At 67.9% G+C, this 14,483-nt stretch carries 14 protein-coding genes; 5 read left to right on the top strand and 9 right to left on the bottom strand.

The window, feature by feature from the left end:
• Positions 1–87 precede the first annotated feature (87 nt).
• From BJP32_RS05280 to BJP32_RS05290, 3 genes are all read left to right on the top strand, one after another.
• Positions 88–261 carry a hypothetical protein gene (locus BJP32_RS05280; RefSeq protein ID WP_232624039.1) on the top strand — a complete coding sequence of 58 codons (174 nt, stop codon included), beginning with the start codon at positions 88–90 and terminating at the stop codon, positions 259–261.
• A 142-nt stretch (positions 262–403) separates the two neighbouring features.
• Positions 404–3,007, top strand: coding sequence for a tipN (locus BJP32_RS05285; protein WP_076223191.1), 2,604 nt, complete (start codon positions 404–406; stop codon positions 3,005–3,007).
• A gap of 121 nt (positions 3,008–3,128) precedes the next feature.
• Positions 3,129–3,728 (top strand): hypothetical protein, encoded by a 600-nt coding sequence (locus BJP32_RS05290; protein ID WP_046653510.1) that lies wholly within the window; start codon positions 3,129–3,131, stop codon positions 3,726–3,728.
• Here the strand turns inward: BJP32_RS05290 and BJP32_RS05295 are convergent.
• Positions 3,714–4,883 carry an MFS transporter gene (locus BJP32_RS05295; RefSeq protein WP_046653512.1) on the bottom strand — a complete coding sequence of 390 codons (1,170 nt, stop codon included), beginning with the start codon at positions 4,881–4,883 and terminating at the stop codon, positions 3,714–3,716. The genes BJP32_RS05290 and BJP32_RS05295 overlap by 15 nt on opposite strands.
• Before the next feature lie 48 nt (positions 4,884–4,931).
• Here BJP32_RS05295 and BJP32_RS05300 point away from each other — a divergent pair, with 48 nt between their 5' ends.
• The gene (locus BJP32_RS05300; protein WP_046653514.1) at positions 4,932–5,300 is read left to right on the top strand and encodes a DUF423 domain-containing protein; all 369 of its coding nucleotides are present in this window, start codon (positions 4,932–4,934) and stop codon (positions 5,298–5,300) included.
• Positions 5,301–5,344: 44 nt separating this feature from the next.
• Positions 5,345–6,307, top strand: a complete 963-nt coding sequence (gene pip, locus BJP32_RS05305) for a prolyl aminopeptidase (protein ID WP_003164694.1) — start codon at positions 5,345–5,347, stop codon at positions 6,305–6,307.
• Between the two features lie 21 nt (positions 6,308–6,328).
• On the opposite strand, the gene BJP32_RS05310 is transcribed toward pip, so the two are convergent.
• The 8 genes from BJP32_RS05310 to BJP32_RS05345 form a co-directional block, all read right to left on the bottom strand.
• The gene (locus tag BJP32_RS05310) at positions 6,329–6,805 is read right to left on the bottom strand and encodes a DUF6173 family protein (RefSeq protein WP_046653515.1); all 477 of its coding nucleotides are present in this window, start codon (positions 6,803–6,805) and stop codon (positions 6,329–6,331) included.
• Positions 6,806–6,833: 28 nt separating this feature from the next.
• A complete protein-coding gene (gene rodA / locus BJP32_RS05315; protein WP_046653517.1) occupies positions 6,834–7,991 on the bottom strand; it encodes a rod shape-determining protein RodA in 1,158 nt (385 codons plus the stop codon).
• Complete coding sequence (gene mrdA / locus BJP32_RS05320; protein ID WP_076223192.1) at positions 7,988–9,982, bottom strand: penicillin-binding protein 2; 1,995 nt, start codon at positions 9,980–9,982, stop codon at positions 7,988–7,990. The genes rodA and mrdA overlap by 4 nt, the downstream gene beginning before the upstream one ends.
• The gene (locus tag BJP32_RS05325; protein WP_232463961.1) at positions 9,979–10,497 is read right to left on the bottom strand and encodes a hypothetical protein; all 519 of its coding nucleotides are present in this window, start codon (positions 10,495–10,497) and stop codon (positions 9,979–9,981) included. The genes mrdA and BJP32_RS05325 overlap by 4 nt, the downstream gene beginning before the upstream one ends.
• A complete protein-coding gene (gene mreC, locus BJP32_RS05330) occupies positions 10,494–11,645 on the bottom strand; it encodes a rod shape-determining protein MreC (RefSeq protein WP_046653520.1) in 1,152 nt (383 codons plus the stop codon). Before mreC ends, BJP32_RS05325 begins: the two co-directional genes overlap by 4 nt.
• A gap of 119 nt (positions 11,646–11,764) precedes the next feature.
• The gene (locus tag BJP32_RS05335) at positions 11,765–12,805 is read right to left on the bottom strand and encodes a rod shape-determining protein (RefSeq protein WP_003164688.1); all 1,041 of its coding nucleotides are present in this window, start codon (positions 12,803–12,805) and stop codon (positions 11,765–11,767) included.
• A gap of 252 nt (positions 12,806–13,057) precedes the next feature.
• Complete coding sequence (locus tag BJP32_RS05340) at positions 13,058–13,675, bottom strand: glutathione S-transferase family protein (protein ID WP_046653521.1); 618 nt, start codon at positions 13,673–13,675, stop codon at positions 13,058–13,060.
• Between the two features lie 13 nt (positions 13,676–13,688).
• The gene (locus tag BJP32_RS05345) at positions 13,689–14,411 is read right to left on the bottom strand and encodes a TVP38/TMEM64 family protein (RefSeq protein WP_046653522.1); all 723 of its coding nucleotides are present in this window, start codon (positions 14,409–14,411) and stop codon (positions 13,689–13,691) included.
• Positions 14,412–14,483: the final 72 nt, after the last annotated feature.

A 14,483-nucleotide genomic window follows, 5' to 3' on the forward strand; every position in this document is an offset into this window, starting at 1 on the left:
CGCATCAATCGGGTCAATGGCGCCGCTTCATCTGTTCGCCGCATTGTCGCCCGAAGATGTTTCTGGCATACTGTGAATATGCAAGCTTTGATCGAGATGCTGGCTGGTTTGATCGCCCTGCTCGCCGCAGCGGCGTTGTCGCAATTCGGCGTCGATATGAAAGCGCCGCAAAAGTCGGACCGCGAGATTCAACGGGTGCAGGATTGCGGCGATACAAAGCCCGCAACCACCGTCCACCTGACCGCTCCCTCGTCCTGCTGATCCACAGATCACCTTGATCCGCGTCGGCAAACGGCGATCTAATCCGCGCTCGAGCCTTTTCGCCTTACGATCCAGCCGTTAGGGTCCATGCCTTGCGCCCTTCGCCGCCTATCCTGGCGATCAGTGATCGAGACCGACGCCCATGAAATCCCGCCATCGGCCGCCGCTCAATCTGACCGACCCCGAGCCCGTCTCCACTGAGACGGAGGCCTCGCTCACGCCCGAAGCGGCCGAGACCCCCGACGAAGCGACGCCAGAGGCCGGCTTGGAGCCGCTGCCTGACGCACCCCAGCGCCCCATGTCCGAGCGCCAGCGTCGACGCCTGGCTGAGCAGCAGGCGCTGGCCGAAGAACGCGCCGCCGAAGCCGAAAAGGCCGCGCGCGCCCTGTCGCCGTTCGCTGAATCCGCCGACGCCCCGCCCGCTACGGTCGCGCCCATCTCGCCGCCGGCCAAGACCTCGGCCAAGCGCAAGGGCAAGAGCGCGGGTTCAAACGGCGCCGCTAACGCCTATCTGATCGCGGGCTTGGCCTCCGCCCTATGGGTCGGCGGCTTGGCCTCCTGGTTCGCCTATGAACTGGGCTCGGGGATGATGGAGATCGATCCGCTGCGCCTGGCGGTCTACGCCCTGATCCTGCTGGCGCCGGTGGGTCTGTCCGTCCTTCTGGCCCATGCCGTGCGCCAGGGCGCGGGTCTCGTCCAGGAAACGAAGCGCGCGCGGGAAATGGCTGACGCCCTAGTGGGACCGACCGCCCTGGCCGCCAATCAGGCCGGGCATGTGCTGAACACCCTGCGCGAAGACATCGACCGCGCCGCGCAATCGGCCGAGCGCGCTCGCGGCGACCTGGCGTCCCTGCGCGAGGCCCTGGTCAAGGAATCCAACCTGCTGAACGAGGCCGCCGAACTGGCCGGCGGCACGGCGCGACGTCTTGCTGAACAACTGTCGCACGAACGCGAGCAGATGGGCGTTCTGGGCGGCAAGCTGGAAGGCCAGGCTTCGGCGGTTGTCGAAACGGTTGAGCGTCAGTCGCGCATGGTGGCCGACGCCTCCGACCTGGCCCAGACCCAGTTGCGCGAGGCTGAGGCCGCCCTGGCCGCCCGCGCCGCCGACCTGGCCGCCGCCGCCAACGAAGCCCAGGAAGCCGCCCGCGCCGCCTCTGACGATCTGGCCCGCCAGACCCTGCGGCTGGAGACGGCCGGCTCCGGCGTCGCCGAACAGATTCAATCCGTCGAGGAAGGCCTGGGCCAGCAACGCGCCGCCCTGGTCACGGCCGCCTACGCCCTGCGCACCGATCAGGAAGACTTCTCGGCCCAGATCGAAAGCCAGCGCGCCCAGCTTCTGGACCACCTGTCCCAGACGCGCACCGCCGCCGACGACCTGAACCAGCGCGGCGATGAGGCCGCCGCCGCCATCAAGGCCCAGGTCGAGGCCGTGGTCGACCAGTTCAAGGCCCTGGTGGAGATGTCCCAGCGCGAGGCCGACGGCTTCGACCACGCCACCAAGCTGTCGCTGGATCGCTTTGAAAGCCTGGCCGCCGAGTCCCGCGACCTGCTGGTCGAGGAGACCCGCCGTTCGCTGGAGGCGCTTCAGGCCACGGCCGACGAACAGCGCGCCGCCGCTCAGGCCGCGATCGAACAGGCCCAGATTCGCGCCGACCGCCTGGGCGAATCCCTGTTCGACGCCGCCCAGAAGGCCGATGAGGCGGCCGAGGCGCGGATCGACGGCGCCCGCCGCATCGTCGCCCAGACCGCCGACATGGTCGATCTGACCGGGCAGAAGCTGGTCGACAGCCTTCAGGCGACCCTGGCCCAGGTCACGGACGCCCTGGCTTCGGTCGAACAGGCCGTCGCCGAAATGGACCAGCGCGCCGCCCGCCTGCCCGACGAGGCCCGCGCCCGCGTCGAATCCGTGCGCCTCAGCGTCGAGGAGGGCCTGAACGCCCTGACCGCCGCCTCGCGCAAGGCGGCCCAGGACACCGAGGCCCTGGACGCCGGGTTCCAGGATCGCGTGCGTCGCAACTATGAAATGTTGACCGAGGCTGTGCGCCTGATGGGCGCCGTCTCCGCCGAGGGCGGCCAGCCGCGCCGCCGCCCGACGACCGTCCCCGCCCCGCGCCAGGTCGCGCCCGCGCCTGAGCCCCGGCCGACGGCGGCGCCGGGCCTCGCGTCCGGCGTGACTTCTGGCCTACGGGGCCGCATGCGCCCGCAACACCCGGTCGAATCCGAGATCGAGCCGATCCCCACGGCCCCGACGCCGCCGCACACGCCTGAGGCGCCCCATGCCGAGCCGACTCGCATCGGAGACGCGCTCAGCTGGCGCGATCTGGTTCAACCGGAACCGGCGCCCGCCGCGCCATTGGAGCTGAACGCCGCCATCGGCACGCCTGAAGAGATCGACGCCCTGGCTGGACGCGTCACCTCGGCCATCCGGCGTATGGGCGTCGATCCCAACGCTCTGCTGCCCCGGCCCCGCGTAGAGGAGGCCGCGCAGGCCTTCGCCGGCCACGACCCGGCGCGAGCGCGTCAGATCGTCCGCCGCGTGGCGCCGGCCGCCGTCCGCAGCGTCTCTCGCCGGGTGCTGAGCGACGACGCCCTACGCGCCGACGCCGAGGCCTATGTCCGCGCCTTCGCCCATGGGCTGAAGCTCCAGGCGGAACGCGACGACGCCGAGGACGTGCAGATGCGGCTGGCGACCGACGAGGGCCGCGCCTTCATGTTGCTGGACGCAGCCGTAGGCGACCTGAGCTGACCGCCTCGCCCTTTCATCACGCCATCGCGGCGCCGGTCAGGCTTGACCTGACGCCGCATTTCAAAGCACCGTTCACGCTGCGGCGCGCCACGACGGCGCTAGAGGGGGTCTATTTCCTTTGATGGGTCTGGATTCCAACGGCCGTCCTGATCGACGCCCCGTCATCTCCATCTGCGCCTGGTCGCCGTCCTATCGGGCCTGGGATCCCGTCGAGGATCTGTCCGGCGAGCCCTGGAACCCGCCCGGCGCGCGCACCCTGGCCACGCCTGGCGACGCCTCGGCCGAAGCCCTGGCTGAAACCCTGACGGGCTTGCTGTCGCGCGGCGAATGCTCGGCTCTTTTGCTGGTCGGACGCACCGTTCACGCCGGTCCGATCCGGGTGCAGATGCGCGCCGAAAATCGTCGCCTAGGCGAGCCGGGACGCCTGGACAGCACCGGCCCCAGCATCGCGCGCGTCACGGCGCCGGTCGCCGACATCCTGCGCGACCTGGCGGAGGCCGGGGTCTCGGCCATCGCCGACTCTGACGCTGAAGAGGATGCGGGAAGCTATATCCTGTATCGCATTCTGGCGGACCTGCCTGACAGCCTGGAATCTCCCTCCATCGGCCTGCTGCGGATTCCTGACGGCGAGAGCGAAAACACGGTCCGGACGGCGGTCAAGACGGCCGCCTCGGCCATGGCGCGTCGCCTAGCGCCCCTGCCCCGTTCAAACGTGGCCTGACGCCGCTTCCTTCGATCGCACCCACAGGCCGACCAGCCCCCCGGTCAACGCCAGCGCCGCCATGGCCAGGTAAGCCTTCAGCCCAACGGCGTCATACAGCGGCCCGCTGGCCAGGGTCGCCAGACCGATCAACACCCCGGCCGACAGAGCCGAGCTCAAGGTCTGGGCGGCGGTGTGGCTGTCCGGCGGACACAGGCGTTCGACAATCTGCACCCCCGCCAGATAGGTGGCGGCGAAGGTCAGGGCGTGCAGCATCTGCAACGGGATGAGCATCCACAGCGGCGGAGCGAAGGCCATCAGGCTCCAGCGCAGAACCGCCGCCCCTGCGCCGATGAACAGCATGGTCCATGGGCCGATGCCGATGCGGCGACGCCACGGCTCGATCCACCACATGAAGCCGATCTCGACCACGACGGAAAAGGCCCACAGCATCCCCGTCACGCTCTCGGCCAAGCCCTGCGCCCGCCAGCTGATGGCCGAAAAGCCGTAGTAGAAGGCGTGCGTCGCCTGCACCGCGCCGATCGAGAAGATCGCCGCCATGAAGACAGGGCGGCGCAACAGCCGCCCCAACCCCTGAAATCGCTCCAGCTTCGATACAGGACCGCCTTCAGACACAGGCTCAGCCGGCAGGACGCGCCAGGCCGTGACCGCGATCAGCAGGGAGGCGGCGACCGCCCAGAAAATGACGGCGTCCGAAGACACGCGCGTCAGCAGCGCCCCCATGACCAGATTGGCGACGACGAAGGCCGCCGAGCCGCACCCGCGCGGCAGCGAGAAGGCGAATCCTTCGCGCCCCGCGACGCGCAGGGTCATCACGTCGCTGAGCGGAATGAGGGCGGCCGCCGCCGTCGCGCCCAGCAGCCAGAACAGCGCCCAGAGGACAAAGCCCTCGACCAGACCCGCCCCGCCGTAGCCGACCGCCATGACCAGCCCCAGAAGGGCGATGGGCGTTCGCCGCAGCACGAAACCGTCGGCCCAGACCGCCAGCAGCGGCCCTGTCACCGCCCGCGCCAGCATGGGGATGGCCAGCAGGGCGCCGATCTGGGCGCCGCTCAACCCCTGATCACGGAACCATAGGCCGGCGAACGGCAGGGTCACGCCGCTGGCGCTGAACAGCAGGACATATTGCAGCGCCATGCGCGATGCGGCTTTCATCGGCGGGCGATAGCAGACTTCGGGGTTTTTGTGGTCTAGACATTAGACATGAGCCCTGACCGCAAACTGCTCGCTTTCGCCGGTTTCAACGGCGCCATGGCTGTCGCTTTGGGCGCCTTCGCCGCTCACGGCGCCGCACCCGCCGTCAAAACCCTGCTGACCACGGGCGGTCACTATCAGATGGTGCACGCCGTCCTGGCCGCCGCCCTGGCGCTGTTCGGCCCGAGCCGACTGCTGAGCCTGGCCGGATGGCTGGCCAGCACGGGCGGACTGATCTTCTGCCTGGCCCTGGCCATGATCGGGCTGTTGAGCCTGCCGGTCATGGGCGCTGTGGCGCCGGTCGGCGGCGCGCTGATGATCGCCGGATGGGCCCTGCTGATCTTCGCCGCCTTCCAGTCCAATCCCCCCAAGGCCTGACCGCTTCAGACCTGACCGATCCTTTTCTCAGAAGGGCATCTCTCGTGACCAACACTGCGCGCCGCGACCTCTACCCGGAAATCGAAGCCTACGCCTCAGGCTGGATGGCGACCGACAGCGTCCACGAGATCTATTACGAGGAAAGCGGCAACCCCCACGGCGTGCCGGTCATCGTCCTGCACGGCGGCCCCGGCGGGGCGGTCAATCCGGGGATGCGGCGCTATTTCGATCCGGCCAAATACCGCATCGTCATGTTCGACCAGCGCGGCTGCGGCCTGTCGCGGCCGAACGCCTCTCTTGAGAACAACACCACCTGGGATCTGGTCGCCGATATCGAGCGCCTGCGCGAGATGCTGGGCATCGACAAATGGGTGGTCTTCGGCGGCTCCTGGGGTTCGACCCTATCGCTGACCTACGCCATCAAGCACCCGGAACGGTGCCTGGCCCTGCTGCTGCGCGGCATCTTCCTGCTGACGAAGAAGGAGTTGCACTGGTTCTATCAGGACGGCGCCTCGATGATCTTCCCCGACGCCTGGGAGCGTTTCCTGGCGCCCATCCCCGAGGCCGAGCGCGGCGACCTTATGGCCGCCTACTACAAGCGCCTGACCGGCGACGACGTCGAGGAGCGCAACCGCTGCGCCGTGGCCTGGGCGACCTGGGAAGGCGAGACCGTCAGCATCCAGGGCCCGTCAGGCAAGCCGGACAAGTTCGCCGATCCCGACTTCGCCGTGGCCTTCGCCCGCATCGAGAACTGGTACTTCACCAACGGCGGCTTCTTCGACAGCGAGCACTGGATCCTCGAGAACATCGAGACCATCCGCCATATCCCCTGCTGGATCGCGCAAGGGCGCTTCGACGTGGTGACGCCGATCTCGGGCGCCTGGTCCCTGCACCGCGCCTGGCCCGAGGCCAAGCTGGACATCATCGGCGACGCCGGCCACGCCTCCAGCGAGCCCGGCATCATCGACAGCCTGATCCGCGCCACCGACTGGGCGGCGACGCTCTAGGCGTCACCGCGCGTTGAGGCGCTATTTCGGGTTGGTCTTCTCGACCATTTCGCTGAGCTGGAAGCCGATGCGGCGCGCCTCGCGCTCCTCCGGCTTCTTCATGGCGCTGAGCACCACATTGATCTGGCTGTAGTGCTGGATCAGGCGCACCGGCTTGCCGTCGGCGTTCCGGCCGAAGAACATGATCAGGTCCGGGCCCCAGAAGCCCACGTCGATGACCTGCATGGCCCCATCGCCCGGCAGGCCGACGACCCGCGCGCCGATCTCCTCGTCCTTGTCGAGGTTGGCCTCGAACTCCTCGATCAGCTTGGACAGGCGCACGAAGGCCCACTCGGCCGGGTTGTCGCGCATCCGCAACCCCTCGGCCTGGACCGCCGCCTCATTCTTCGGATCAGCCAGAACGGGTTGCGGACAGGGCGTGTCGCCGCAGTCGGAGAACATGGCCGGATCGGCCTTTGGGATGTCGGCGGCTTCGGTGTCGGGCGTCTGAACAGTCATGACGACAGCCTAACGCCCGTACAGCCGATTAGAACAGCCCCTGGCCCTTCGGCAGTTCGACATAGCGGTGCACCCGCATCGACAGGATCAGGCCGAAGCCGATCATCACCGTCATCATGGTCGACCCGCCATAGGACAGCAGCGGCATGGGCACGCCCACGACCGGCGCCAGCCCCATCACCATCGCCCCGTTGATCAGCACGAACAACGCCAGGAAGGCCGTCATGCCCGCCGCGCTGATCCGACCGAAATGGCTGTGCGACAGGGCCGCGATCCGCAACGAAATCAGGATCAGCGCGACATAGCAGGCCAGTACGGTGAAGGAGCCCAGGAAGCCGAACTCTTCGGACACGGTCGAGAAGATGAAGTCCGTATGGCGTTCCGGCAGGAACTCCAGCTGGCTCTGACTGCCCAGGCCGTAGCCCTTGCCCATCAGCCCGCCGGAGCCCAGGGCGATCTTGGACTGGATGATGTTGTAGCCGGTGCCGGAGGGGTCGGCCTCCGGATTCAGGAAGGTCAGCACGCGGTTGCGCTGATAGTCGTGCATCACGAACATGACGAAGGGCGGAATGACGGCCACGGCGGCGGCCACGGCGGCGGCGATGACACGCCAGCTCAGTCCCGCCATGAACATGACGGCGGCCCCGGTCAGGCCGATGATCATGGCCGAGCCGAGGTCTGGCTGCTTGGCGACCAGCAGGAAGGGCACGCCGATCATCCCCACGGGGATCAGCAGCTTCCACGACCAGCGCGCCTCCTGCGCCGAATGGCCGTGATACCAACGCGCCAGAGCCAGCACGAGGCCGATCTTGACGAACTCGGCCGGTTGGATGCGGGTGAACCCCAGGTTCAGCCAGTTCTTGGCCCCGCCCGCCGTATAGCCCAGCGGCGTGAACTCGATCATCAGCACCAGCACCAGCAGCACGCCGTACAGCGGATAGGCCGCATGGAACCACCACTTGGGGTGAACCATGGCCATGCCGATCATGGCGACCAGCAAGACGCCGAAACGGATCAGATGCTTGGCCGCCCAGGGCTGCCAGTGGCCGCCCGCGATGGAATACAGCATGGCCGTGCCGATCCCGGCCAGGATGCACAACAGGCCGATGACGCGCCAATCCAGCTCGGCGAACTTGCTGGACAGGCGATCGCGTTCGCCGGGGCGGGTCAGGGCGGATGCGGTCATTGTCCGGGCTCCGTAAGCGGCGGCGGCGCGACGACGTCGACGCCGGCGCCGTCGACCGGCTCGCCTCGCGCCTCGGCCTCGCGCGCGCCGGCGTCCTCCTGCGCCTCAAAGCCTGCCGATTCGATGCGAGCGCGGATTTCGGGATCCTTCAGCAGGGCGACCTTCATCACCTCGCGCGCGCGCGGCGCCCCGGCCGTGCCGCCGCCCAGACCGCCGTGCTGAACGATGACCGAGACCGCGTAGCGCGGATTATCGGTCGGCGCATAGGCCACGAACAGGTTGTGGTCCTTCTGATTCCAGGGCCGCCCTGCGCCCTTGCGTGAGCCGGAGCCGTAGTTGCGAGCCTGGGCCGTGCCGGTCTTGCCCGCCATCTTGACCGTACCAAGACCTAGCTGGCTGTTGCGGAAGCCCGTGCCCCCGGCGGCCGTCACCGCCTCCATCCCGTCGCGCAGAACCTGCAGCATCTGAGGGTCATAGGGCAGGTCGGCGAAGGCGCTGCCGCCCTGCTCCACCCCGCCGATCGACTTGATCAGGCGCGGCGAGACCGCCTTGCGGCCGTTAGCGACACGCGCCGTATAGACCGCAAGTTGCAAGGCGTTCACCGTCAAGGCGCCCTGACCGATGCCGTAGCTGGGATTCTCGCCCGGATACCATTTCGCATCGCCGCGCACCGGGTTCTTGCGACGCCATTCGCGGTCCGGCACCAGGCCCGCCTTCTGACCGGGAATGCCGATGTCGAAGGTTTGGCCGAAGCCCATATCCCGCGCGGTCTCGGCGATGGCGTCCGGCCCCATCTCCGTCGCCAGGGTCATGAAGTAGACGTTGCAGGACGCCTTGATGGCTCCGCGCAGATCCAACGCCCCATGCCGCCCCAGGCAGGCGAACCGGCGCCCCAGATAGAAGCTGCCGTTACAGAAGATGCGGCGGCTGGGGTCCAGCCCGCGCTTCATCGCCGCCAGCCCGACGATCGGCTTGAACGTCGACCCCGGCGCGAAGGTGCCGCTCAACGCCTTGTCGGTCAGCGGTCGACGCTCATAGTCGGCCAGGGCGCGATAGATCTTGGTCGGGACGCCCGACACGAACAGGTTGGGATCGAACGAGGGAGACGACACCATGGCCAGGATATCGCCGTTGCGAACGTCCATGACGACGATGCTGCCCGCCTCCTCGCCGAACACCTCCAGCGCGCGCTGCTGGACGTCGTTGTCCAGCGTAAGCACCACCTCGGCCCCCTGAACCGCTGGACGCGATCCGGCGATGTCCTCGGCCACGACGCGGCCGCGCGCATTGACCTCGACCCGCTTGCCGCCTTCGACGCCGCGCAAATCCTGATCCAGCGATTGTTCAATGCCTTGTCGGCCGATACGGAAACCGGGGTTGAACAGGATGGACGGCGGCTGTTCGCCCTTGTCGCGGATCGCCTGCACGTCGCGGTCCGACACCTTGGCCACATAGCCCACCACATGGGCGTAGGCGCCGCCGTGCGGATAGTAGCGGGCCTCGTTCATGTCAGCCATGACGCCGGGCAGTTCAGCCGCGTGCAGATTGACCTTGGAGAACTCCTCCCAGGTCAGGTCGCTCTTGACCGGGACCGGCGAGAAACGCGGCGCGGCGTTGACGTCGCGGATGATGGTGCGACGGCGCTCCAGGGTGTCCGGCAACAGTTGACCCAGCAGGTCCAGCGTCTGGTCCAGATCCTTGGTCTCGTCGCGAACGACCAGGACGCGGAAGCTGGGCCGGTTCCCGGCGATGACCACGCCGTTGCGGTCCTTGATCAGGCCGCGCGGCGGCGGCACCTGGCGGAAGTTGAACTGGTTGCGCGTCGCCAGGGTGGCGAACTCTTCCGACTTGAAGAGCTGCAGATGCGCCAGGCGTCCGACCAGGGCCAGCCCGCCCACGACCGTCGCCCCGCCCAGCAACATGGTGCGCCGCAGGAAGGAGCCCTGCCGCTCGTTCACGTCGGAAAAGAAGATATGCGGTTCGCTGCTCATCGGAATCGCACGTCCGCGTCGTCGAAGCGCTCGATCAACCAGTCAGCCAGCGGGAAGAGCAGAAGCGTCGGGATCATCTGTCCCATAACAGCCAGCAGATTGGGAGCATTCCCAAGGCTGCCGCGCGTCACGAAATAGGCGACCGCGAAGGCCAAGCCCGTCGAGGCGACATAGAGAGCGAACAGGACGATGGTCGCCTGTCCCGCCAGATACTTCGACGCCAACAGCATAGCGCCATAGATCAGCAACAAGCTGAGCGCCCACATGCCCGTCTGGCCGCCCCAGAAGAAGTCGAGGAATACGCCCAGACCAAATAGCACCGCCGGCGCCAACATGGATGGACGGATCAGCGGCCAGGCGAAGGCCAGAACCATGGGCCAGACCGGTTCGGGCAGGGTCAGGCCGAACAGGCGCAGCGGAATGGCGAACAGGATGGTGGCGGCCGCGGCGATCAGCGCCGGGTAGCCGATCCACTGCATCGGACCGACCATCCGCACGGTGATCGTCCGTCTCACTCGCGGCCTCCGTCAGGCGCGGTCGGCGTCTGAGCCTGCGCCGAAGGTTGCGGCGGCGTGGCGGCGGTCGGCCGGGGCGCGGCGGGACGCGGCGTCGGCTGGGCCTGAGGCGGCGTCGCAATCGCGGGCGCAACCGGCGCCGGAGGCGGCGCGGCGTTGGCGGCGCGGACGCGCTCTGCGGCGGCCTGAGCGGCGGCGGCGCGGCGCGTGGCCACGTCCTGAATGGCGGCGGCCTGGGCGGCGTTCGGCGGCGGCGCGGTGTTCAGACTGGCCAACGGGGCTGCGTTCAGGGCGTTCTGGTCCGCCAGCTGGCTAAAATCCTGGAACAGCAGGACGCGCACATAGTCGATGGCCGTGCGGTCGCTGTACAGCTTGACCCGCCAGGAGCCGTCCACGCCCTTGGCCACCACGCCGACCGGCAGGCCGCGCGGGAAACCGCCGCCGTCGCCCGAGGTCAGGATGCGGTCGCCTTCCTGCACAGAGCCCTGCCCGCGCACATAGTCGAGGCGCGGACTGCGGCTGCCGTCGCCGGTCAGCATGGCGCGAGCGTCGGTGCGCTCCACCATGACCGGAATTCGCGAGGCCACGTCGGTCAGCAGCACCATGCGGCTGTGTGCGCCAGAAACGCCCGAGATGCGGCCGACCAGGCCGTGCTCGCTCAGCACCGGATTGCCAACGCGCACGCCCTTGCCGGCGCCGACGTTCAGCAGGCGCGACCGGGCGAACGGGCCGCGCGCGTCAGTGATGGCGCGTCCGGCCGTCATGGCGATGGGCGGCTCGGTCTGCAGGCCCAGCAGCTGTTCGTAACGGGCGTTGAGGTTCTTCAGCGCCAGGGCGTCGTCGCGCCAGGCGCTCATCTCCGCCAGTTCGCGGCGCAGGCGACGGTTCTCCGACACGGCGAAGAAATAGCCTTTGACGTAGTCCACGGCGTCGCCGCCCCAGCGGACCGGCGCGGCCAGAACGCCGCCCGTGGTTCCGGCGGCGCTGTCGAAGGCGGCGCGCGCAGGCTCCAGGTCGTCGGCTGCCGGTTGCGGCCGATCGGCGAGCAGAAGCATGACCGCAGCGACGATTCCGCCGACGACCATGACCGCGGCCGTCCAGGCCAGCGGCACCTTCAGATTCTCGAACGGTCCGTCGCGAAACGCCACGGCCAGCCTTCCTGCTAGAGCTTAGGAATCGGCGGGCTCAAAGCCCGCCGAAAGCGTGAGCCTGTCACAGAAATCCGCCCCTTTTCAGGAATGCGGCGCCTGCGGCAGGCCGATCAGTCTCAGAGCGACGACTCGAGGACGCCCTTCATCCACGACGGGTGCTCCAGCACCTTGCCGCAGCCGATGGCGACGCACGACAGCGGATCGTCCGCCACCTGCACCGGCAGGCCCGTGTGGTCGCGGATCTCGGCGTCCAGGCCGCGCAGCAGAGCGCCGCCGCCCGTCAGCATGATGCCCTTGTCGGCGATGTCGGCGGCCAGTTCCGGCGGCGTCGCTTCCAGCGCGACTTTCACGGCTTCCACGATCTGCGAGACCGGCTCGGCCAGGGCTTCGGCCGCCTGACGCTCGCTCATCTTCACTTCGCGCGGCACGCCCTGCATCAGGTCGCGGCCCTTGACCTCGATCGACAGGCCTTCGCCGTCGGCCGGGATGCGGGCCGTGCCGATGTCCTTCTTGATGCGCTCGGCGGTCGTTTCGCCGATCAGCAGGTTATGGTTGCGGCGCATGTAGGCGATCAGAGCGTCGTCCATCATGTCGCCGCCGACGCGGACCGAACGCGAATAGACGATGCCCGACAGCGACAGCACGGCCACTTCGGTCGTGCCGCCGCCGATGTCGACGACCATCGAGCCGGTCGGCTCGTGGATCGGCAGGCCGGCGCCGATCGCAGCAGCCATCGGCTCGTCGATCAGGCCGACGCGGCGGGCCGAGGCGTTCAGGCAGGAATCATTGATGGCGCGGCGTTCGACAGCCGTGGCGCCCGACGGGACGCAGACGATCATCTTGGGGTTCACGAAGCCCTTGCGGTTGTGAACCTTGCGGATGAAGTGCTTGATCATCTCTTCAGCGACTTCGAAGTCGGCGATGACCCCGTCGCGCATCGGACGGATGGCTTCCATGTGGCCGGGGGTGCGGCCCAGCATCTGCTTGGCTTCCAGGCCGACGGCGTGGACGATCTTGCGGCCGCCGACGTTACGCAGGGCGACGACCGACGGCTCGTTCAGGACGATCCCCTTGCCGCGCATGTAGATCAGGGTGTTGGCCGTCCCCAGATCCATAGCGATGTCATTGGAAATCATGCCGAAGAGGGGTGAAAGCATGGGCGTCGGTACCGCTTTAGTTCGGGCCTGCAAGGGCGTGAATTTCATTCGTCCGCTGTGGCGACGCCCTACCCCCGCTTCACGTTGATCGCAAAGCTGTCCTGACCGTCTTCGCCGAGCCGACTACAGGCCCGTTTGCCCTCATGCCGCAGGGATTGCAAGCGCCTATGACTCCTCGATCACAGGCTTGTCACGGCAAGGCTTGAAAGCCTTTCCGCTCAAGCTTTCCAGCCCCGCTTGCGGGTTCGCGGCTCAGACCGCCGGGATGCCCTCGGCATGGAGCACGCGCTGCACGGCCGGGCGCGATTGCACCAGGTCCAGATGGGCGTTCAGCTTCGGAAAGCGCGCCTTGTCCAGCAGGCCCGCCTGACGCGCCCAGCGCGTGAAGACCAGCAGATAGCCGTCCGCCAGCGAATGATCTTCGCCCATGACCCACGGACCGGTCAGCAGATGATTCTCGGCCAGGTCGTATTTTTCCAGCGCGATCCGCACGGCCTCGTCCTTCGCCTCGCCTTCCAGCGGCGGCTTGGAGAACAGCGCCTTGCCGATCGCCGGGTGCAGCGACGACGCCAGCCAGCCGTTGAAGGCCTGCATCCGCGCAAACTCGAACGGATCGTTCAGATCGGCCAACTGGGCGTGCGGATGGGTCTGGGCGACATAGGCCAGGATCGCCGTGTTCTGGGTCAGCACCCCCTTGGGCGTCTGCAGGGCCGGGGTCACGCCCGCAGGGTTGATCGCCAGATATTCCGGCGTGCGCTGCTGGCCGGCGCGCAGGTCGATCTTCTCGATCACATAGTCTGCGCCCGCTTCTTCCAGGCCGATGTGCGAAGCGACGGCGCAGGCGCCCGGCGAATAATAGAGCTTCAGCATCGTCGTTCTCCGATCAATCCACTTGCAGGCTGCGCGCAGCCTCACGGCGCTTCACCCACTCGCGCACCACCAGCATCAATACAAGCCAAACGCCCGCGACGGCCGCCAGGATCACCGAGGTCCATATTCCGTCGCCGCTGACCGCCGCCATAAACGACCCGCCGAAAAAGGCGACCAGCGCCGTTTTGGGCAGCACCCCCAGGGCGCACCCCGCCAGATAGGCCGGGAAGGAGGCGCGCACCGCGCCAAAGGCCATGTTCACGACGATGAAGGGCGCCGAGGGCACGTTGCGGATGATGAAGCTGGCCGAAAAGGCGTTGCGGCCGACGAATTTGCGGATCCGCTCGACCGTCCCGCCGCCGTAACGCTCCAGCGTGCGCGCGGTCGGCCCGCGCCCCAGCCAATAGGTGACGGCCGCCGAGGCGATCGTGGCGATCCAGCTATAGAGAAATCCGAACCACGGCCCGAAAGCCACGACACAGGCCGCGATCAACAGGAACTGCGGCACGCCGATGAAGGCCGACAGGGTGAAGACCAGCACCGCCGCCGCCAGCCCCCACGGGCCGATGCGATATCCGGCCAGCCAATGCTCCAGCCGGTCCTCCGCCCCCAACGCCAGTTGCGTCTTGCCCAAGGCGAACAGGGCGATGATTCCCGCCAGCAGCAGCAGGGTCACAGCCAGGGTGCGCCACCGCTTGGCCTCCATATTCAGCAGAAAATCGACGACCCGCCGCATAAATTTCGCCCAAATCGCCTTTTGATCGTCCGGGACGCGCACAAACGTTGTGCGCCCCTGCGGGGTTGCGTA

This window comes from Brevundimonas sp. ZS04, from assembly GCF_001956865.1.
Classification (GTDB): Bacteria; Pseudomonadota; Alphaproteobacteria; order Caulobacterales; family Caulobacteraceae; genus Brevundimonas; species Brevundimonas diminuta.